Here is a 20,522-nt window from a genome sequence, read left to right as displayed (position 1 = left end):
AGCCGGCCGGCCAGGTCGGAGAGCGCCAGGCCGGGGCGGGCCGCCAGCCGGGCGCCCGCGATCCGCAGCGCCAGCGGGATGCCGCCGCACAGCCGGACGATCCGGGCCGCCGCCTCCGGCTCGGCCCGCACCCGCTCCTCGCCGACGACGCGGGTGAGCAGCGCGCCCGCGTCCGCCTCGCCGAGCGCGCCCAGGTGCAGGTGGTGGGCGTTGTCCAGGACCGCGAGCGGGGCGCGGCCGGTGATCAGGACCCGGCAGCCGGCCCCGCCCGGGATGAGCGGGCGCACCTGCCGGGCATCGCGAGCATTGTCCAGGATGACCAGCAGGTTGCCCGTCGCGGTGAGCGAACGGTAGCGGGCCGCGGCCTCATCGGGGTTGGCGGGCACGGCGGTACCGTCCAGGCCGAGCGAGCGCAGCAGATGGCGCAGCGCCTCGATGGGCGTCAGCGGGGCCAGCCCGGCGGTGGCGCCGTGCAGGTTGACATAGACGACGCCGTCGGTGAACCGGCCGGTCAGGGTGTGCGCGACGTGCACGGCCAGCGCCGACTTGCCGACCCCGCCGGGGCCGTCGATGACGGTGATCGTGGCGGCGTCGGCGGACAGGAGCGCGGCGCGCAGCCGTTCGATCTCGGCGGCCCGGGCGGTGAAGGCCTGCGTGCCGGCGGGCAGTTCGGCGGGGGTGATCGGCTCGGCCGGGGCGGCCTGGCGTGCCGGGGCGCCGAGGTCGAGCACCGGGTCGTGCACGAGGATGGCCTGGTGCAGGCGGCGCAGCTCGGTGCTGGGTTCGGTGCCCAGCTCCCGTACCAGGAAGCGGCGGGTGCTCTGGTAGACGGCCAGCGCCTCCGACGAGCGCGCGGCGCGGTGCAGGGCGAGCATGAGCTGGGCGGCGGGCCGTTCGCGCAGCGGGTGCGCCGTGACGTGCGCGGCCAGGTCGGCGGCCAGGGCGTGGTGGTCGCCGGCGGCCAGCCGCAGATCGGCGTGCTCTTCCAGCACGGTGAGCCGCTCGCTCTCCAGCCGGTCGGCCTCGATCCGGGCCCAGGGCGCGTCCACCTCGGTCAGCGCCGGGCCGCGCCACAGCCCGAGCGCCTGACCGAACAGCGCGTCGGCGGCCGCGCTCTGGCCCTTCGCGTGGGCGGCGCGCGCCCGCGCGGCCAGCCGGGTGAACAGGTGCGCGTCGACGCGGTCGCGATCGAGGGTGAGCCGGTAGGCGCCGGGCACGGTCTCGATGACGTCCTCGCCGCCGAGCGTCTCCCGCAGCTTGGAGATCACGATGTGCAGCTGTTTGGCCGCGGTCGCCGCCGTGCTGTCGGCCCACACCTCCTCGATGATGCGCTCGGCGCGTACGGGCCGGCCCGCCTCCAGGGCGAGCCTGGCCAGCACCCCGATCCGCCGCCGCCCGGCCAGCCTGACCACGCGATCACCCGCCGTGATCTCCCACGGACCAAGGAACCTGATCTCCAGATCCATGAGAAGCGCTCCCCTTCGTCACCGGATCTAGCAGCGTAACGATGATCGGGACGAGCCGTCAGCGATGAGGCCGCGCCAGCTCGGCGAGGCCCGCGCGGGCGGCGTCGAGGACGCGGCCGACCAGGGGAAGGAGCTGCTCGGTCGCGATGTCGCGATGGCCGGCCTCGTGGGTCATGTACAGCTCGCGCAGGCCGCCCACCACGGTGTACGCGGTCAGGCGCGGGGCCAGCGCGTCGGGCGGCAGGCCCAGGTCCTTGCCGATGGCGGCGGCGATCAGGCGTTCCAACTCGTAGTAGCTCGCGCGGGCGCGGCCCCGGAGGTCTTCGTCCTCTGCTATCAGGGTGGCGCGCTTGACGCGGAGGGACCAGATCTCGCCCGGCTCGCGGCCCTGGTCGGCGTCGCGTTCGTCGAGGGCGCGCATCGTGTCGCGCATCCACGCGCCGACGGCGTCGAGGGCGGTGCCGGGGCGGGCGGCGAGGCCGGCGGCCAATGACTCCGGGGCGAACGGGTCGTCGGCGAACAGCAGGTCTTCCTTGGTGGGGAAGTGCAGTGTGACGGTGCGTGTCGCGACGTCGGCGTGTTCGGCGATCGCCGCGATGGTCGTGCTGCGGTAGCCGTGCGACGTGAACAGCTCCAGCGCCGCGGCCTGGATCCGTTCGCGGGTCTGCCGCTTCTTCCGTTCTCGCCTGCCTTCCATGTCGCAATGGTAGCACTCATACAATTAATGCAGTCCATGCTACTGTTATAGTCGAAGGCAATGGAGGCGAAGACTATGTCCAAGACGTGGTTCATCACCGGCACCTCGAAGGGTTTCGGCCGCGAGTGGGCCGAGGCCGCACTGGAGCGGGGCGACCGGGTCGCCGCCGCCGCGCGCGACCTGAGCGGCCTGCGTTCCCTTACCGAGCGGTTCGGCGACGCCGTGCTGCCCCTGCGGCTCGACGTCACCGACCGCGACGCCGTGTTCGCCGCCGTGCGGCAGGCGGCCGGGCACTTCGGCACGCTGGACGTGGTGGCCAACAACGCGGGATACGGGCACTTCGGCATGGTCGAGGAGCTGACCGAGGCCGAGATCCGCGCCGAGATGGAGACCAACTTCTTCGGCACGCTGTGGGTGACGCAGGCGGTCCTGCCCGTGCTGCGCGCGCAGGGTCACGGCCGGATCATTCAGGTCACCAGCGAGGGCGGCGTCCGGGCGTTCCCGGGCATCGGCGGCTATCACGCGTCGAAGTGGGCGGTGGAGGGGCTGTCGGAGTCGCTCCGCCAGGAGGTCGCACCCTTCGGCATCGACGTCATCTGCCTGGAGCCGGGCCCGTACTCGACCGACTTCGGCGGTGCCAGCGTCCGCGCCAGTGCCGAGCACCCGGACTACGCCGGGGTCCGGGCGGCCGGCGCGATCGAGTGGGACCTCGGAGACCCGAAGGCGACGCGCGGGCCGATCCTGGAGCTGGCCGACACCGACGACCCGCCCGCGCGGATCTTCTTCGGCAAGTCGTTCGAGCCGGTCGCGGCCGAGTACGAGGAACGGCTGGCCACGTGGCGGAAGTGGCAGCCGGTCGCACTGGCCGCGTTCGGCTGACGTCCGAGTTCGGCTGACGTGCGCCTTCCGTCGACGTCCGCCTTTCGCCGACGGCCGCGCGCCACTGCGCCCGGCGCTCCGTTATGGGTGCAGGACCACCTTGATGGCGCCGGCGGATCGGTCGGCGGCCACCCGGAACGCCTCCGTGGCGTCCGCCAGCGGGAACCGGTGCGTGATGACGGTGTCCGCGATCTCCGGCCGGTCGGCCAGCATCGCGGCCACGTCGGCGAACTCGCGGCGGCCCTCATGGCGGCCGTACGCCATGGCGTTGATGTAGGTGAGCTCCTTCGTCAGACTCGCCACCGCCGGGAACGCGGCGGTCTCGAAGTAGACGCCGACCACCACCACCCGGCCGCCCGGCCGGGCCAGCTCGGCGCAGCGGGCCAGCGCGGTGGGGCTGCCGGCCGTGTCGATGACCACGTCGTAGCGCCCGTGCGGCCGCCCGGCACCCAGCTTCTCGGCGGCGCGCCACTGGTGCTCGTATCGCGCCTCGACGTCGGCCGAGAACCCCATCCGGCGGGCGGCCGCGGCGGTCAGCAGCCCGATGGAGCCGCCGCCCACGACGGCGACGCGCTCCCCGGCGGTCAGGCCGGCCCGGCGCAGCCCGTGCCAGGCCACCGAGCCCGGCTCGACCAGGCACGCGTCCCGCACCGGCAGCCCGGCGGGCAGCGGCAGCAGGGTGAACTCCGGGACGACGATCTCCGAGGTCATCCCGCCGTCCCTGAAGACCCCCAGCGTGCCGTGCCCCTCGGCTTCGCAGCGCTGCACGTCGCCGCTCGCGCACTCCGCGCAGCGACCGCAGTAGAGCGAGGGCTCGACCGCCCAGACCCGGCCGTCCGGGGTGGTGCCGGCCATTTCGTGCCCGTACGTGAAGCCGCCCAGCCCCATGGCGGCGAACGACACGTCGGTGCCGCAGATCCCGGCGGCGGCGACGCGCAACCGCACACCCGCTCCGGACGGCCCGTCTACCGTGACGGCGCGGATCCCGGCGTCGGTGCTCCTGACGGCGAGCATGATCGTCCCCATCCGATAGTCTAAGTAAGCGAAGTTCACTTAGATTAAGTGAGCGGGGTTCGCTTAGCAAGGGGACAGGTACGCATGGACGACCCCACGCCGATCCGAGCCGGCACCGCGGCCTGGTGGCTGGCGCGGACCGAGAACGCGGACGACCGCCCGCGGCGCCGGCGGATGTTGTCGCTGGAGCTGATCGCCGACGCCGCGCTGTCCCTGCTGGACACCGAAGGCGCGGAGGCGCTGACCATGCGCCGCCTGGCTCAGCGGCTCGAATGCAGTCAGGCCGCGCTCTACCGGCATGTCACCAGCCGGGACGAACTCGTGGTCGTCGCCATGGACCGCGCCGTGGGGCTGGGCCTGCGCCCGCCACCCGAGGGCCTGGGCTGGCGCGAGAGCGTGGAGTGGCAGTCGCACTCGTTCCGCGACTTCCTGCTCGCCCATCCGGGGCTGGTCGTGTTCATGCGCGGCACCGAACGCCTGAGCCCCACCTCACTGAGCGGGCTGGAGCACTCGATCGCGCAGTTCGTCGGCATCGGGCTGACGGTCCGGGAGGCGTACGCCACGGCGTCCGCGTTCGCCACCTTCGTGGTCGGCTCGGTGCAGTTCAACCTGGGCGTGGACACCGCGGACCCGGAGGAGCAGCGGATGCGCCGCCGGCTCTACGAGGGCCTGGACCCGGACCGGCACCCCATCCTGACCGCCCACGCCGAGGAGTTGTCCCGCGTGGGCAGCCGTGACGAGTTCGAGTTCGGCCTGGCCGCGCTACTGGACGCCATCGAGGCCCGGATCACCGGCTGAGCCAGGAGACGCTCAGGCGCGGGTCACCAGGATGCCGTCATCGTCGCTGAACAGGTCGGCGCCGGGATGGAAGGTGACGCCGCCGAAGGTGACCGGGACGTCGCGCTCGCCGGTGCCCTGCTTGCCGCTCTTGCGCGGGTTGGAGCCGAGCGCCTTCACGCCGAGGTCCAGCTCGCGCAGCGCGGCGACGTCGCGTACGGCCCCGTTGATCACCACGCCGGACCAGCCACTGCCGACGGCGAGACCCGCGATGAGGTCGCCCATGAGCGCGGTGTGCAGGGAGCCGCCGCCGTCCACCACCAGGACGCGGCCCTCTCCGGGCGTGGACAGGACCGACTTGAGCAGCACGTTGTCCTCATGACAGCGGACGGTCACGATGGCGCCGGCGAACGCGCGACGGCCGCCGTACTGGCGTAGCTGCAGGTCACAGGAGTCGAGCTGATCGCCGCGCTCGTCGTAGAGGTCCGCGGTCACGATGGTCATGGTGCACCCTTTCACAGGATTCAGGTGTCTTTGCGCAGGCGCCACGCGGCCTGGGCACCGAGGCTGGTGTCGATGTGCTCGCGCATGACGGCCGCCGCCGAGTCGGCGTCGCCCGCGATGACGTACTCCAGCAGGCCCTCGTGCTCGACGGCCTTGCGGTCGCGGGCCGCCTGGCCGCGCTCGACCTCCAGGGCCAGGCGGCGGTAGCGGTCGGCCTTGTCCCACAGGCCGTCGAGCGTCTGGATGAGCAGGTCGTTGTGCGAGGCGGTGTAGAGAGCGGTGTGGAACTTGCGGTGGGCGACTAACTGGGCGTAGCCGGGGTTGCCGGGCAGCGGTTTGAGGCCCTCGTGGGCGGCGCGGATGGCCGCGATGTCGGCCTTCGTCCGGCGTTCCGCCGCCAGGGCGACGGCGAGGGGGTCGAGGGAACGGCGGAGTTCGAGCAGGTCGCGGGCCTCCTCGGCGGCCAGCGGCGCCACCCGCGCGTCACGGTGGGCGTCGAGCTCGACCAGCCCCTCGCTCTTGAGCCGGCGCAGCGCCTCGCGCAGCGGGGTGGTGCTGATGCCGATGTCGCGGGCGAGCTGTGCCTGGGCGATGACGGAACCGGGCGGCAACTCCCCCGACAGGATCAGCTCCTTGACCCGTAGATAGGCGAAATCCGCCTTGGTGGTGTAGGGCTCGGCCGCTGACTCGCTCATCGTCGTCCTGTCTCGTCGGTGACCGTTATAACCTACACCGACGCCTCTACCTGGCGGCAAGTCAGGTCACATTCCCGAAACAGAGGGTTGACGTCATAGGTTATAACGAAGCAGAGTGTGCGGCATCGCAGGCGGCGGCTGGTCGGCCTCGCCTGGTCTAGGAGGAAGCACATGACCACCTTCCACCCCCCTTTCCGCGTCCTTGGCGCCGCCGTACTCGCGTTCGGCCTGCTCACGGCATGCGGTGGCGGCGGCGAGGCGGCGAAAGAACCGCCACCGAACCAGATCGCGACGGGTCAGGCCCCGTCGTACTACCCGGCCGAGTACGCCCGGCTCATGGAGACGGCCAAGAAGGAGGGCGGCACCCTCACCATCTACTCCAACACCGACCAGGAGAACTGGGCGCCGATCTTCCGCGACTTCCAGAAGAAGTACCCCTGGGTGACGAAGATCGCGGCGAACAACCTCGACAGCGACGAGGTGTTCCAGCGGGTGCTCAGCGAGCAGGCCACCGGAAGCTCACCGGCCGACCTGGTGGTGTCGAACGCCGCGCAGGCATGGGCCGACTTCGGCGCCCGGCCGGGCACGCTGCTGGAGTACGCCTCGCCGGAGCAGGACAAGCTGCCGGACTTCGGTGAGCTGATGCCCAGCGTGTACGCGATGTCGGTCGACCCGCTGTCGATCGCGTACAACACCTCGCTGCTGCCCGAGAAGCCGACCGGCCTGAAGAGCCTGGCGGCGATCCTGGCCAAGGACCCGGCCCAATACAAGAGCAAGATCACCGCGCGGGACGTGACCGGCGCCTTCGGCTTCACCGTCTCTCAGGCCTTCACCGCCGCCCGCCCCGGCGCCTGGGCACAACTGCGGTCGATCCTGCCGCTGGCCAGGCCGGAGACCTCGTCCGGCACCCAGTTGGAGAAGATCACCTCGGGCGAGTACGTGGCCGGCTTCTTCGTCAGCGCCGCGCCCGCCTACCCGGTGGTGGCCAAGAGCGGCGGGCTGCTGGCGATCTCCTTCCTCGATGACGGCACCGTGGCGCTGCCGCGCGGCATCGGCATCGCCGCCAAGGCGCCGCACCCGGCGACCTCGAAGCTGTTCGTGGACTTCGTGCTGTCGCAGGAGGGCCAGCGGGCCGTGGCCGAAGGCGGGCTCACCTCCTACCGGGACGGTGTCACCGGCGACGGCCTGCACACCTACCAGGAACTGGTGAAGGCCGTGGGCCAGGACAACGTCATCCTCGCCACGTACACGAAGGTCCCCGACACCGAGGTCAAGGCCTTCACCGACAAGTGGAACGGCCTGCTCGGCCGCTGAGAGGAACGCGATGACCACCCTGTCCCCACCGCGTCCGGCGGCGCATCCCCCGCCGCGCTACCGCAGGCCGCTGGGGCTGACCCGGGAGAGCTGGCTGCAGTACGCGGTGCTGCTCCTGCTGGCCGTGCTGGTGCTGGCGCCGGTGGTGCCGACGCTGTACCAGTCCTTCCTCGACCGGCCCCTGTACGAGGCCGGCGGGGTCCTGGGCACGGACAACTACGTGCGGCTGTTCACCGAGGCGGGGTTCGGCCGCGTCGTGCTCAACACGGCGCTGTTCGCGGGCCTGACCACCGTGCTCAGCCTGCTCATCGCGGTGCCGATGGCCGTGGTCGTGGTGCGCACGAAGCTGCCCGGCGGCCGCGTCTTCGCCGCCGCCATGCAGTGGCCGTTCTTCATCTCCTCGCTCATCCTCGGCTTCGGCTGGATCACCATGTACGGCCCCGCCGGCTTCGTCAGCGTCGAGGTACGCCGCGTCCTGGGCTTCCTGCCGTGGAACCTCTACTCCATCCCCGGCATGGCGCTCACCGAGGCCGTGGCCCTGGCGCCGATCGTGTACACCTTCTGCGCGAACGCCCTGCGCCAGAGCGACGCCTCGCTGGAGGCCGCCGCCCAGGTGTGCGGGGCGGGCCCGCTGCGCATCCTGCGCTCGGTGATCCTGCCGCTGCTGCGCCCGCCGGTCGTCTACAGCTCGATCCTGGTGATCAGCATGTCGGTCGAGACGCTGAGCGTGCCGCTGCTGTTCGGCCGGCCGGTCGGCATCGACGTCTTCTCGACGTTCCTGTACCGCAACGGCCTGCAGTCCATCAATCCGGACTACGGCGTGCTCGGCGCCGCGTCGGCGATCATCCTGGTGGTCACCGTCAGCCTGGTCGCGCTGCAGGCCAAGCTGCTGAAGAACGCCCAGCGGTTCGTGTCCGTACGCGGCAAGGCGACCCGGCCGCGCCCGCTGGACCTGGGGTGGCTGAAGTGGATCAGTGTCGCCGCCATCGCCTTCTACGTGGTGATGGGCGCCCTGATCCCCATCGGCGGGCTGGTGTTCCGCTCCTTCACCCAGGTGTTCACGCCGCTGCAGTCGCCGTTCAAGACCCTGACCGGCGACAACTACGAGCGGATCTTCACCTACCCGGTGTACGTGCAGTCGATCGTCAACAGCCTGATCGTGGCCGCCGTCGGCGCCGTCCTGGTCAGCGCGCTGTCGCTGCTGGCGGTGATGGTGGCCAGGCGGTCGGACTTCCGCTTCGCCCGCGCGGTGGAGTATCTGGCGCTCGCCCCGCAGGCGATGCCCGGCATCATCGTCGGCATCGGCCTGTTCTGGGCGCTGGCCTTCGCCCCGTTCGGGCTGGGCACGCTGATCCAGGGCACGCTGGGAGCGCTGATCATCGGCTTCGGGCTGCGCGCGCTGCCCACCGGGTTCGGCTCGATCTCGCCGTCGATCATGCAGATCGGGCGCGAGCTCGACAACGCCGCCCGGGTGTCCGGCGCCGACTGGGTGCGGACCTTCACCCGCATCCTCGCGGCGCTGCTCCGGCCGGCCTTCGCGGGGGCGCTGATCCTGACGTTCGTGACCCTGCTGAAGGAGTATTCGCCCGCCGTGTTCCTGGCCTCGGCCGACTCCAACATCATCGGCACCACCATGCTCGAACTGTGGGTACAGGGCAACACCGGCTCCGTGGCCGCCCTGGCCAGTCTGCAGATCGCCATCACGGCGACCTTCGTCGGGCTCGCCGGACTACTTCTCAGAGGACGCAACGATGCCTGAGGTCAAGGTCGCCAACCTGTCCAAGCGGTTCGGTGACAACGCCGTCCTGCGCGACATCACCTTCACCATCGCCGACGGCGAGTTCTTCACCCTGCTCGGCCCCAGCGGCTGCGGCAAGTCCACCACGCTGGCCTGCATCGCCGGCCTGGAACGCCCGACCGGCGGCACGGTCGCCGTCGGGGACACCACGTTCGCCGGTGCCGGCACGTTCGTGCCGCCCGAGGGCCGCAACCTCGGGATGGTCTTCCAGTCGTACGCGCTGTGGCCGCACATGACCGTCGCCCAGAACCTGGCCATGCCGCTCAAGATCCGCAAGGTCGACCGGCGCGAACAGGACACCCTCATCACCGAGGCGCTGGCCAAGGTGGGCCTGGCCGAGTACAGGGACCGTTATCCGCACCAGCTCTCGGGCGGCCAGCAGCAGCGGGTCGCGCTCGCCCGCGCCCTGGTCTACTCCCCCAGCGTGCTGCTGCTGGACGAGCCGCTGTCGAATCTGGACGCCAAGCTCCGCGACCAGGCCCGCGCGTGGCTCAAGCGGCTGCAGACCGAGCTGGGCATCACCACCGTGTACGTCACCCACGACCAGGACGAGGCCCTGGCCCTGAGCGACCGCATCGCGGTGATGTCCAAGGGCGACATGGTGCAGATCGGCACCCCGCAGGAGATCTACGAGACCCCCGCGACCGCCGAGGTGGCCGCCTTCGTCGGCCGCTGCAACTTCCTCACCGGCACGAAGACCGGCCCTGAGGAGGTCCGCCTCGACTGCACCGGCCAGAGCATCACCGTCCCTTCCTCTTCCGTCGAGGGCGCCGGGGACGTCGGGGGCAGGGTGACGGTGGCCGTGCGGCCGGAGCGGCTGGAGATCGTGTCCACCGGCCGCGCCGGCGTGAACGTCCTCACCGCCCAGGTGCTCACCAGCTCCTACGTCGGTTCCCGCCACGAGTACGACCTGCGCCTGGGCGACCACGTCATCCAGGTGGAAAGCAACCGTCCCGGCCTGACCGGCGAGGTCACCCTCGTCGTCGAGCCCGAAGCCTGCCGCCTCTACCCGAGCACCGACGCCCTGCCCGAGGACGTCGCCGCGCTCACCACCGTCTCCCACTAAAGGACAGAATTTCGTGACTTCTTACCGCCTTGGCGTCCTCGAAGGCGACGGCATCGGCCCCGAGATCGTCCCCGCCTCCGTCCAGGTCCTGGACGCCGCCCTCGAAGCCGCCGGCGCGCCGCCCGCCGCATGGGTGGACCTGCCGCTCGGCGCCTCCGCCATCGGCACGCACGGCGACGCCGTACCGGAATCGACGCTGACCGCGCTGGCGGGCCTGGACGCGTGGCTGCTCGGCCCGCACGACAGCGCCGCCTACCCCGAGCCGCACCGCTCCAAGCTCAACCCCAGCGGCACCATCCGCAAGCACTTCGATCTGTTCGCCAACATCCGCCCGGCCAAGTCGTTCGACGGGGCCGACGCCGTCGTGCCCGGCACCGACCTGGTCATCGTCCGCGAGAACACCCAGGGCTTCTACGCCGACCGCAGCACCTACAAGGGCACCGGCGAGTTCATGCCCACCCCCGACGTGGCCATCGCCATGGGCATCATCACCCGGCCCGCCGTCGAGCGCATCGCCGTGGAGGCGTTCGAGCTGGCCTCCCGCCGGCGCGGGAAGCTCACCATCGTGCACAAGGCCAACGTGCTGAAGCTGACCACCGGCCTGTTCCGCGACGTCTGTCACGAGGTCGCCGCCCGTTACCCGGGCGTCGCCGTGGACGACTTCCACATCGACGCCATGACCGTGCACCTGGTACGCCGCGCGAACGACTTCGACGTGATCGTCACCGAGAACATGTTCGGCGACATCCTGTCCGACCTGACCGGTGAGATCGCCGGGTCGCTCGGCATCGCCCCGTCCATCAACTCCTCCCACGAGCGCGCCATGGCCCAGGCCGCCCACGGCTCCGCCCCCGACATCGCCGGGCGCGACGTGGCCAACCCGATCGCGATGATCCTGTCCAGCGCCATGCTGCTCGACTGGCTCGGCGCCCGTCACCAGGATCCCGCCCTGGTCAAGGCCGCCGCGCTGATCGAGACGGCGGTGGCCGACACCGTCGCGGCGGGGGTGCGTACCAGGGACATGGGCGGCACGGCGGGCACCCGCGCCTTCGCCGAAGCCGTCGCCGACGGTGTGCGGCGATGACCTTCACCATCGCGGTCGTCAATGCCACCCCGGCCTCCATCCGGCCCGCCACGGACGGGCTCGGCGAAGGGTTTCCCGAGGCAGTGGCCTGGCATCTCCTGGACGACCGGCTCGTCACCGAGGCCGACGCGGCCGGTGGCATGACGCCCGCGCTGACGCGCCGGATGCTCGCCCTCATCGACTATGCCGTCCAGGGCGGGGCCGACGCCGTGCTGCTGTCCTGCTCGATGTACGGCCCGGCGGCCGAGCTGGCGCGGCGGTTGCACGACGTGCCGGTGACGGGCTCGGACGAGGCCATGTTCGCCGACGTCGCCCGGCGCCGCCCCGGCAAGGTCCTCGTGCTCGGCTCACTCGACTCGGCGGCGGCCGACTCGGCACGGCGGCTCCGGGGCGTGGCCGGGAACGTCGAGGTGAAGGCGCTCGCCGCACCGGGCGCCGCCGCCGCGGCCGCCGCGGGCGACTGGCCGGCCCTGACGGACACGCTGTCACGGGCCGCCGAGGGTGCCCGGCCGGACCCGGCGCACCCGACGGACGCGCGAGCCGTCGATCCCGGCGTCGAGCTGGTCCTGCTCGGGCAGTACTCGATCAGCCCGGTCCACGCCGAGCTGGCCCGGCGGCTCGGTGTGCCCGTGCTCAGCCCGCCGCTCATGGCGGCGCGGGCGTTGCGTGAGGCGTTGACATGAGCGGCGCTCATGCGACCGTCGGAGGTGGCGGCGGGAGCGCCGTGCTGGGCTGCGTCGCCGACGACCACACCGGCGGCACCGACGTCGCCGCGGCCCTGCGCCGTTCGGGGCTGCGCACGGTCCTGCGGTTCGGCCTGCCCCAGCAGGACAGGGCCGTTCCGGACTGTGACGCCGTCGTCGTGGCGCTCAAGACCCGCTCGATCCCGCCCCCGGACGCGGTCGCCGCGTTCCGGGCCGCGCACGACCGGCTCACCCGGCAGGGCGTCGGACGGATCTACTTCAAGTACTGCTCCACCTTCGACTCCACCGACGAGGGCAACATCGGCCCGGTCGCCGACATGCTGACCGGCGCGGCCGGCGGCCGGCCGGCGGTGGTCTGCCCGGCCGCGCCCGAGCACGGCCGCACCGTCTGCCAGGGACACTTGTTCGTCGGCGACCGGCTGCTGTCGGACTCGCCGATGCGCGACCACCCGCTCACCCCCATGACCGACTCCGACCTGGTCCGCGTCCTCGCCCGCCAGACCCCGCACCCGGTGGCGCTGGTCCCGCACTCCACCGTGGCGCGCGGCCCGGACGCGGTGCGGGCCGCGCTGGACGAACTGGAGACGCGCGGCGTCCGCTACGCCGTCACCGACGCGATCAGCGACCATGACCTCGACGTCATCGCCCGCGCCGCCGCACACCTGCCCGTCCTCACCGGCGCGGCGGGCCTGGCCCGCGCGATGGGCGCCCTGACCGCCGATGGGACGGACTGCGACGAGGACCACAGGGTGCCCGTGTTTCCGTCCGGTCCGGCCGTGGTGCTCGCGGGCAGTTGCTCGGCGGCCACCCTGGAGCAGGTGGCGCTGGCCCGCCGCACGATGCCCTCCCACCGGCTGCGCGCCGAGCGGGACGACCTCGCCGGCGAAGCGCTCGGCTGGCTGGAGGAGCACCTCACGACGGACCGGCCCGTCCTCGTCTACTCCTCGGCCCCGCCGGGCGAACGCTCCCCCGGCGCGGCTGTGGCTGCTGCTGCGCGATCGTCCCGTCCGGCCGCTCACTCCCGACCAGGTCAGGAGCCTGTCTTGATCATCCCATCCGAGCTGATCTCCTTCGGGACCGCCGCCCTGACCTCGCTGGGCGTCCCCGAGCCGGACGCCCGGCTGGTGGCCGACAGCCTGGTCACGGCCGACCTGCGGGGGCATCCCTCGCACGGCATGCTGCGCCTGGAGTGGTACGCCGACCGGCTGCGCTCGGGCGCCATGCGCGCCGTGACCGACGTGGCGACCGTGCTCGACGGGGGCGCCGTCGCCGTGCTCGACGGCCGGGACGGCATCGGCCAGGTCATCACCGCGTACGCGGCCCGCGAGGCCGTGCGCCGGGCCCGCGAGCACGGCGTCGGCGTGGTGGCCGTCCGCGACAGCAACCATTTCGGCACCGCCGCCTACTTCACCCGGATGATGGCCGACGAGGGCTGCGTCGCCCTGCTGACCACCAACGGCAGCCCGGCCATGGCCCCGTGGGGCGGCCGGGAGAAGAGCGTGGGCGCCAACCCGTGGTCCATCGCCGTCCCCGGCGGCCGGCGCGGCCCGGTCGTGCTCGACATCGCCAACACCACGGTCGCGCGCGGCAAGATCTACGCCGCCCTGGAACGGGACCAGCCCATCCCCGAAGGCTGGGCGCAGGCCGCCGACGGCTCCCCCACCACTGATCCGCGCCAGGCCATCGACGGGCTCATCCTGCCCATGGCCGGGCACAAGGGGTATGGCATCTCGTTCATGATGGACGTGCTGTCCGGCGTGCTCACGGGCAGCTCCTACGCCACCGGCGTGGCCGGCCCGTACGTGCCTGACCGCCGCTCCGGCTGCGGCCACCTGCTGCTCGCCCTGCGCCTCGACGCCGTGGCCGACCCCGCCGAGTACGCCCGCCGGCTCGACGATCTCATCGACCGCACCAAGGCCGTGCCGCTCGCCCCCGGCTTCGACGAGATCTTCTACCCCGGCGAGATCGAGGACCGCAACGCCGCCCGCGCCGAGGTGCGGCTGCCGGACCGGACCCTGCGCGGCCTCGAACGGCTGGCCGGAGCCTGCGCGATCCCGCTGCCCGGCTGGATGAGCGCGTGTTCGTCGTGATCGTGCGTCTGCGGGTGCGGCCCGGCCGGATCGACGCCTTCCTCGACGGCATCGAGGCCAACGCCCGCGCCGCCCGCTCGCACGTGAACAGCTTCTGGACGCCCGCCTTCCCCGAGGACCCGCCCTCATGAACGACATGTCCGACGTCAGCACCCGCGCGACCCTGCGGGCGGGGTCCCGCGAGTGGCGGATCCACCGCGTCTCCGAGCTCGCCCCGCCCCGGCTGCCGTACAGTCTGCGCGTCATCCTGGAGAACCTGCTGCGGCACGGCGCGCCCGCCGGGCAGGTGCGGGCCGTGGCCGGATGGGAGCCGCGCGGCGAGCGTACGGCGGCGGTGGACCTGCACCCCGCCCGCGTGTTCCTGCACGACACCAACGGCGTGCCCGCGCTCGCCGACCTGGCCGCCATGCGGGACGCGATGGCGGCGCTCGGCGGCGATCCCGGCCGGATCAACCCCGCCATCCCGGCCGAGCTGGTCGTCGACCACTCCGTCATCGCCGACGTCTTCGGCCGCCCCGACGCGCTGGCCCGCAACACCGAGCTGGAGTACGAGCGCAACGCCGAGCGCTACCGCTTCCTGCGCTGGGGGCAGGCGTCGCTGGACGGGTTCACGGTGGTGCCACCGGGCAAGGGCATCATGCACCAGATCAACGTCGAGCACCTGGCCCGCGTGGTCATGCGGCGCGGCGACGAGGCGTACCCGGATCTGTGCCTGGGCACCGACTCGCACACCACCATGGTCAACGGGCTCGGCACGCTCGGCTGGGGCATCGGCGGCATCGAGGCCGAGGCGGCGATGCTCGGCCAGTCGGTCACGATCCTCGTCCCCGACGTGGTCGGGGTGCGCCTGCACGGCGAGCTGCCGGTCGCCGCCACCGCGACCGACCTCGTGCTGACACTCACCGAGCTGCTGCGCGCGCACGGCGTGGTCGGCAAGATCGTCGAGTTCCACGGGCCCGGCGTGACCGCGCTGCCGGTCACCGACCGGGTGACGATCTCCAACATGAGCCCCGAGTTCGGCTCCACGGCCGCGCTGTTCCCCATCGACGCCGAGACGATCCGCTACCTGCGCTTCACCGGCCGCTCGGACGAGCACGCCGACCTGGTCGAGGCGTACGCCCGCGCGCAGGGCCTGTGGCACGACCCGGGCGCGCCGCCCGTCTACACCGCCGACCTCGATCTCGACCTGGGCAGCGTCGTGCCGTCCATCGCCGGGCCGCGCCGCCCGCAGGACCGCGTCCCGCTCGACGCCGCCAAGGCCGCCTTCCGGGCCGGAGCCCGCTCGCCCGTACCGGCCGATCAGGAGATCACGCACGGGACGGTGGCCATCGCCGCGATCACCTCCTGCACCAACACCTCCAACCCCTCTGTCATGATCGCGGCCGGACTGCTGGCCAAGAAGGCCGCAGAACGCGGGCTGCGGACCAAACCGTGGGTGAAGACGACACTGTCGCCCGGCTCCCGCGTCGTCATGGACTACTACGGAGAGGCGGGCCTGACCCCTTACCTGGAACGGCTCGGCTTCACGCTGGCCGGGTTCGGCTGCATGACCTGCATCGGCGCCTCCGGGCCGCTGGTGGAGGAGGTGTCGCGGGCCGTGGCCGAGCACGACCTCGACGTCGCCGCCGTCCTGTCCGGCAACCGCAACTTCGAGGGCCGCATCCAGCCCGAGGTCCGCTCCAGCTACCTGGCCTCCCCTCCGCTCGTCGTCGCCTACGCCCTGGCCGGCACGATGGACCTCGACCTCACCACCGAGCCCCTCGGCCTCGACCCCGCCGGGCGGCCGGTCTTCCTGAAGGACATCTGGCCCGCCCCTGAGGAGGTGCGCGACGTCATCGAGCGGGTGATCCGCCCGGAGATGTTCACCCGCGCGTACGCCGGCGTGCTCGACGGCGACGAACGCTGGCACCGCCTGGACGTCACCGGCTCGGCCACCTACCCCTGGGACCCCGCCTCCACCTACGTGCGCCGCGCCCCCTACCTCGACGGCATGTCCCCCGAACCGCCGCCCGTCACCGGCATCGCCGGCGCCCGGGTCCTGGTCAAGCTGGGCGATTTCATCACCACCGACCACATCTCACCGCCCGGCGCCATCCCTCCGTCCAGCCCCGCCGGCCGCTATCTCACCGGCCTCGGCGTTCCCCGTCACCGGCTCAACACCTACGCCTCCCGCCGGGGCAACCACGAGGTGATGATGCGCGGCGCCTTCGCCAACGTCCGCCTGCGCAACGAGCTGGCCCCCGGCACCGAGGGCGGCCTGACCCCCGATTTCCTGGACGGCGGCACGATCACCACCGTGTACGAGGCCGCCCGCGCCTACCAGCGGGCCTGCGTGCCGGCCGTGGTGCTCGCCGGCGAGGGCTACGGCGCCGGCTCCTCCCGCGACTGGGCCGCCAAAGGTCCCGCGCTGCTCGGCGTCAAGGCCGTCATCGCCAAGTCCTTCGAACGCATCCACCGCTCCAACCTGGTCGGCATGGGCATTCTCCCGCTGCAGTTCCTGCCCGGCGAGGGCGCCGCCGAGCTGGGGCTCTCCGGCCGGGAGACGATCACCGTGCACGGCCTCGCCGCGCTCGGAGACGGCCACGTTCCGCCTGCGGTGACGGTCACCGCAGGCGGCGTCACCTTCGAGGCCCGCGTCCGGCTCGACACCGCCCGCGAGGCCGGCTACTACCGGCACGGCGGCATCATGCCGTACGTCCTGCGCGATCTCCTGCGTTGTAGTCTCTGAACCAGTCACGAACCGAGGAGTGATCTTGCAGGTCGCGGTCGTCACCTTCGACGGATTCAACGAGCTCGACAGCTTCATCGCCGCCGGGCTGATCAACCGTGCCCGCGCCCAGGGCCAGGACGTGGCCGCGTACATCACGTCGCCCGCGCCCGTGCTGACCTCGATGAACGGCGTGGAGATCACCGCTCAGCGGCCGCTGGGCTTCGTGGCCGAGGCCGACGTCGTCCTGCTCGGCAGCGGCGTCAAGACGCGTGACGTCGTGGCCGACGACACGCTGCTCGCGCGCCTGCCGCTCGACCCCGCCCGCCAGTTCATCGGCTCGCAGTGCTCCGGCGCCCTGGTGCTCGCCCGGCTCGGTCTCCTCGCCGGGCGGCCCGCCTGCACCGACACCATCACGCGGCCCTGGCTGGAGGAGCGCGGGGTGACGGTGCTGGACGCGCCGTTCCACGCGGAGGGCGCGATCGCGACCGCGGGCGGGTGCCTGGCCTCCGTCTATCTGGCCGCGTGGGCGCTGCTCCACACGGTCGGCGAGGACGCGGCCCGGGCCGCGATCGAGTACGCGGCGCCCGTGGGCGAGAAGCAGCAGGTCGTTCAGCGCGTCATGTCCACGGTGCGTACGGTCGAGGCGCCGGTGTCCTGACCCCGCGGCCCCCGCGCGACCACGTAGACGAACAGCACCGCCATGACGATCGCGCCCGCCCACATGGCCTGCCGCCAGCCGTCGACGAAGGCCTCCTGGGCGGCCCGGACCAGCTCCTGCGACCCGCCGGCGGCCGCGAGGGCGTTGGCGACGCCCTCGCGAACGGCGTCGGCGGCGGCCCCGTCCGACTCCGGGAGCCCGGCGAGCCGGGAGCCGACGGCGCCGCGGTAGCCGGCGGCCAGGACCGCGCCGAGCAGCGCGACACCGAGCGCGCTGCCGAACTCCCGGGTGACGTCGTTGAGCGCGGACGCGACGCCCTGACGATCACGGGGCAGCGCGGTGGTGATGGCCTCGGTGGACGGCGTCATCGTCAGGCCCATGCCGAGTCCCATGGCGAGCATGCCGGGCAGGATCGTGAGGTAGCCGCCGTCGGCGGAGACGAAGGTGGCCATGAGGACCAGCCCCAAGCCGCCCAGGAGGATCCCCGAGGCCATCGTCGAGCGGCCGCCGAAACGCGCGGCCACCCGGGGGGCGAGCCCTGAGGCGGCCATCATCAGCAGCGCCATCGGCATGAGCGCCAGCGTGGAGAGCAGGCCGGACCAGCCGAGCACCGCCTGGAAGTACGGGAAGAGGACCACGAAGATCCCCGCCTGCACGCCGAAGACGGTCAGGAGCGACACGGAACCGCTCGCGAGACCCCGCTCGCGGAACAGGCGGACGTCGAGGAGCGGGGCCGGCCGGCGCAGTTCCCACGCCACGAACCCGGCGGCGGCGACGGCGCCGGTGAGGAGGCTCAGGAGCGTCGCGGGCGCGGTCCATCCTCGTACGGGACCTTCGTGCAGGAAGAACACGAGCCCGACCACCGCGACCACGGACGACAGCGCGCCGACGACGTCATAACCATGCCCGGACGTCTCGCGCGAGTCCGGGATGGACCGCAGCGCCATGGCGACGGCGACGGCGACGAGCACGACCGGCAGGACGAAGAGCCACCGCCAGTTCGCCAGGTCGACCAGGACGGCCGACAGGTACATCCCCAGGATGCCGCCGCCACCGGCGACGCCGGTCCACACGCCGATCGCCTTGGAGCGTTCCTCGTCCGGGAAGGTCGAGGTGATGACGGCGAGGGTGACCGGCATGATCATCGCCGCGCCCACGCCGCTCAGGAACCGCGCGGCGAGCATGATCTCGGACGACGTGGCGAGGCCGGCCGCCGCGCTCGCCGCTCCGAAGACGATCAGGCCCGCGAGCAGCACCGGCCTGCGGCCCCACCGGTCGCCCACCGCGCCGAGCGGCAGGAGCAACGCCGCCAGGGTGATGGTGTAGAGGTTGATGAACCACAGGACCTCGGTCTGCGAGGCGCCGAATTCGACGGCGAGCTCCGGCTGGGCGACGTTCAGCCCGGACACCGAGGCGATGACCGCCATGAGCGCGACGCAGACTCCGGCGAGGATCGTCCGTCGTCGTCGTGCGTCGTGGATGGTCGTGCTCACAAGTTCTCCTTGAGGCGGGTGGCGCGCACGACGACGTCGTGGAGCGGGACCGGCCGGCCGGGCATCGTGCGGAGGTGCTCTTCCGCGGTGACGACCTCCCACTCCGTGCCGTCGAGGCGCGCGGTGATGCCTTCGGCGGTGGCCGACGCCTCGGCGGGCGGGTGGTGCCCGGTGGCGTCGTGGGTGTGCAGGTGCCCGACGATGAGCAGGGTGCCGCCGGGGGCCACCCATTCGGCGATGCGGTCGTAGAACTCCAATTGGGGCATCGCCGGGTGCGCGTAGTGGGTCATGACCAGGTCGAACGTCGTGTCCGGGCTCCAGGCGCCCAGATCGGCCTCGACCCACCGCAACCGCCCGGCGGCGCCGCTCGCCGCCGCGTGCCCGGCGGCGCGGGCGAGGGCCTCGGCGGAGATGTCGGCCGCGGTGACGTGCCAGCCGCGGGCGGCCAGCCAGATCGCCTCGGCGCCGCCGCCGCACCCCGCGTCCAGCGCCGTGCCCGGGGTCAGGCCGCCGGTCTCGCGAGCGAGGTACGGGTTCGGCGGATGGTCGCCCATGGATCCCTGCTGCCAGCGCTGTTCCCAGTAGTCCTTGTCGAAAGTCATGGGGCTCATGCTGCCGACAGAGAAGGCGGATGGGCAAAGCCTGTTGCCGAATGGAAAAATGGCGGCATGGACGAAACCGTTGACCGCACTCTCGACGCCGTCGGGCCGAGGCTGAAACGCCTGCGGCTGCAGCGCGACGTCACACTCGCCGACCTCGCCGCGGAGACCGGCATCTCCACCAGCACCCTGTCGCGGCTGGAGGCGGGCCTGCGACGTCCCACGCTGGAGCAGTTGCTGCCGCTCGCCCGCGTCCACGGCGTCACCATCGACGAGCTCGTGGAGGCGCCGCCGACCGGTGACCCGCGCATCCACCTGCGTCCCATCTCCCTGGGCGACGGCTCGGTCGTCCTGCCGCTGACCCGCAGGCCCGGCGGCATCCAGGCCTACAAGTTCGTCCTCCCGGCCGGGCGCGACGACGCCGAACCCGAGCTGCGCACCCACGAGGGCTACGACTGGGCCTATGTCCTCAACGGCACGCTCCGCCTCGTGCTCGGGGAGCACGACCTCATCCTCAAGCCCGGGGAGGCCGCGGAGTTCGACACGCGCACTCCGCACTGGTTCGGGGCCACCAGCGCCGGTCCGGTCGAGTTCCTGAGCCTCATCGGGAAACAGGGCGAACGCGCGCACGTCCGCGCGGCACCGAAACGGGCCCCTTTGGACTAGACGAGTAAGTCCGATCTCCGGTCAGTGATCGTAGGCGGTCAGTGACCGGGTGATCGGTGCGTTGGTTGCGTTGTTGTGCCAGATCGCGGCGGCCATCGCCAGGAGGCGCTGGGCGACGCGGATGGCGACGCCTTCGAAGGACCGGCCACCGTGGTCTTCCAGGTCGAGCTGGCCCTTGAGGGTGTCGTTGACCGACTCGATCAGCTGCCGGACCTTCTTGAGCATCGGCTCGCCGTAGCGGGCCTTCTCGTTTTTGCGGGACGGCCGCAGCATCGTGATCCCGTAGTCGCCCAGCAGCGTCTCGAAGT

19 protein-coding genes and 1 pseudogene are annotated in these 20,522 nt (G+C 72.2%); 12 read left to right on the top strand and 8 right to left on the bottom strand.

Annotated features, from left to right (window positions below):
* Both C4V41_RS59790 and C4V41_RS59785 read right to left on the bottom strand, forming a co-directional pair.
* On the bottom strand, window positions 1-1,466 hold a 1,466-nt coding region (locus C4V41_RS59790; RefSeq protein ID WP_160150801.1), incomplete at its 3' end, for an AfsR/SARP family transcriptional regulator.
* Between the two features lie 58 nt (window positions 1,467-1,524).
* Window positions 1,525-2,163, bottom strand: coding sequence for a TetR/AcrR family transcriptional regulator (locus C4V41_RS59785; protein WP_103964903.1), 639 nt, complete (start codon window positions 2,161-2,163; stop codon window positions 1,525-1,527).
* Window positions 2,164-2,223: 60 nt separating this feature from the next.
* Here C4V41_RS59785 and C4V41_RS59780 point away from each other — a divergent pair, with 60 nt between their 5' ends.
* Window positions 2,224-3,042, top strand: coding sequence for an SDR family NAD(P)-dependent oxidoreductase (locus C4V41_RS59780; protein ID WP_235031097.1), 819 nt, complete (start codon window positions 2,224-2,226; stop codon window positions 3,040-3,042).
* Between the two features lie 81 nt (window positions 3,043-3,123).
* Here C4V41_RS59780 and C4V41_RS59775 read toward each other — a convergent pair whose 3' ends face one another.
* Window positions 3,124-4,056 carry a zinc-dependent alcohol dehydrogenase gene (locus tag C4V41_RS59775; protein ID WP_103964908.1) on the bottom strand — a complete coding sequence of 311 codons (933 nt, stop codon included), beginning with the start codon at window positions 4,054-4,056 and terminating at the stop codon, window positions 3,124-3,126.
* Between the two features lie 84 nt (window positions 4,057-4,140).
* Between C4V41_RS59775 and C4V41_RS59770 the strand changes: the two genes are divergently transcribed.
* Window positions 4,141-4,854 (top strand): TetR/AcrR family transcriptional regulator, encoded by a 714-nt coding sequence (locus tag C4V41_RS59770; protein WP_200825046.1) that lies wholly within the window; start codon window positions 4,141-4,143, stop codon window positions 4,852-4,854.
* 12 nt (window positions 4,855-4,866) lie between these two features.
* Here C4V41_RS59770 and rraA read toward each other — a convergent pair whose 3' ends face one another.
* The gene (gene rraA, locus C4V41_RS59765; RefSeq protein WP_103964901.1) at window positions 4,867-5,337 is read right to left on the bottom strand and encodes a ribonuclease E activity regulator RraA; all 471 of its coding nucleotides are present in this window, start codon (window positions 5,335-5,337) and stop codon (window positions 4,867-4,869) included.
* Between the two features lie 20 nt (window positions 5,338-5,357).
* Window positions 5,358-6,032, bottom strand: coding sequence for a GntR family transcriptional regulator (locus C4V41_RS59760; protein WP_103964900.1), 675 nt, complete (start codon window positions 6,030-6,032; stop codon window positions 5,358-5,360).
* 171 nt (window positions 6,033-6,203) lie between these two features.
* On the opposite strand from C4V41_RS59760, the gene C4V41_RS59755 reads away from it, so the two are divergent.
* From C4V41_RS59755 to C4V41_RS59720, 9 genes are read left to right on the top strand one after another with little or no spacing between them, the layout of a single operon-like run.
* Window positions 6,204-7,346 carry an ABC transporter substrate-binding protein gene (locus C4V41_RS59755; RefSeq protein ID WP_103964899.1) on the top strand — a complete coding sequence of 381 codons (1,143 nt, stop codon included), beginning with the start codon at window positions 6,204-6,206 and terminating at the stop codon, window positions 7,344-7,346.
* A gap of 10 nt (window positions 7,347-7,356) precedes the next feature.
* Window positions 7,357-9,105 carry an ABC transporter permease gene (locus C4V41_RS59750; protein WP_103964898.1) on the top strand — a complete coding sequence of 583 codons (1,749 nt, stop codon included), beginning with the start codon at window positions 7,357-7,359 and terminating at the stop codon, window positions 9,103-9,105.
* Window positions 9,098-10,210, top strand: coding sequence for an ABC transporter ATP-binding protein (locus C4V41_RS59745; protein WP_103964897.1), 1,113 nt, complete (start codon window positions 9,098-9,100; stop codon window positions 10,208-10,210). Before C4V41_RS59750 ends, C4V41_RS59745 begins: the two co-directional genes overlap by 8 nt.
* Before the next feature lie 13 nt (window positions 10,211-10,223).
* Complete coding sequence (locus C4V41_RS59740; RefSeq protein WP_103964896.1) at window positions 10,224-11,294, top strand: isocitrate/isopropylmalate dehydrogenase family protein; 1,071 nt, start codon at window positions 10,224-10,226, stop codon at window positions 11,292-11,294.
* On the top strand, window positions 11,291-11,977 hold the full coding sequence (locus tag C4V41_RS59735; protein ID WP_103964895.1) for an aspartate/glutamate racemase family protein: 687 nt from the start codon (window positions 11,291-11,293) through the stop codon (window positions 11,975-11,977). Before C4V41_RS59740 ends, C4V41_RS59735 begins: the two co-directional genes overlap by 4 nt.
* Window positions 11,974-14,088, top strand: coding sequence for a 3-oxo-tetronate kinase (gene otnK / locus C4V41_RS59730; RefSeq protein WP_103964894.1), 2,115 nt, complete (start codon window positions 11,974-11,976; stop codon window positions 14,086-14,088). The genes C4V41_RS59735 and otnK overlap by 4 nt, the downstream gene beginning before the upstream one ends.
* A complete protein-coding gene (locus C4V41_RS62650) occupies window positions 14,076-14,219 on the top strand; it encodes a hypothetical protein (protein ID WP_160150800.1) in 144 nt (47 codons plus the stop codon). Before otnK ends, C4V41_RS62650 begins: the two co-directional genes overlap by 13 nt.
* A 5-nt stretch (window positions 14,220-14,224) precedes the next feature.
* Window positions 14,225-16,816, top strand: a complete 2,592-nt coding sequence (gene acnA / locus C4V41_RS59725) for an aconitate hydratase AcnA (protein ID WP_103964906.1) — start codon at window positions 14,225-14,227, stop codon at window positions 16,814-16,816.
* Window positions 16,817-16,841: 25 nt separating this feature from the next.
* Window positions 16,842-17,456 (top strand): DJ-1/PfpI family protein, encoded by a 615-nt coding sequence (locus C4V41_RS59720; RefSeq protein WP_103964905.1) that lies wholly within the window; start codon window positions 16,842-16,844, stop codon window positions 17,454-17,456.
* Here C4V41_RS59720 and C4V41_RS59715 read toward each other — a convergent pair.
* Both C4V41_RS59715 and C4V41_RS59710 read right to left on the bottom strand, forming a co-directional pair.
* Window positions 17,408-18,949 carry an MFS transporter gene (locus C4V41_RS59715; RefSeq protein WP_146104284.1) on the bottom strand — a complete coding sequence of 514 codons (1,542 nt, stop codon included), beginning with the start codon at window positions 18,947-18,949 and terminating at the stop codon, window positions 17,408-17,410. The two genes, C4V41_RS59720 and C4V41_RS59715, sit on opposite strands and share 49 nt — an antisense overlap.
* On the bottom strand, window positions 18,946-19,551 hold the full coding sequence (locus C4V41_RS59710) for a class I SAM-dependent methyltransferase (RefSeq protein ID WP_103964893.1): 606 nt from the start codon (window positions 19,549-19,551) through the stop codon (window positions 18,946-18,948). The genes C4V41_RS59715 and C4V41_RS59710 overlap by 4 nt, the downstream gene beginning before the upstream one ends.
* A 66-nt stretch (window positions 19,552-19,617) precedes the next feature.
* On the opposite strand from C4V41_RS59710, the gene C4V41_RS59705 reads away from it, so the two are divergent.
* Window positions 19,618-20,214: a helix-turn-helix domain-containing protein gene (locus C4V41_RS59705; RefSeq protein ID WP_103964892.1), complete on the top strand. Its 597-nt coding sequence runs from the start codon at window positions 19,618-19,620 to the stop codon at window positions 20,212-20,214.
* A gap of 21 nt (window positions 20,215-20,235) precedes the next feature.
* Here the strand turns inward: C4V41_RS59705 and C4V41_RS59700 are convergent.
* Window positions 20,236-20,522: pseudogene (locus C4V41_RS59700) on the bottom strand (IS982 family transposase); the annotation flags it as partial.

It is taken from the genome of Nonomuraea solani (assembly GCF_900108335.1).
GTDB lineage: Bacteria > Actinomycetota > Actinomycetes > Streptosporangiales > Streptosporangiaceae > Nonomuraea > Nonomuraea solani.
Note: the sequence above shows the minus strand (reverse complement) of the source record. Positions and strands in the feature narration are given on the sequence as shown.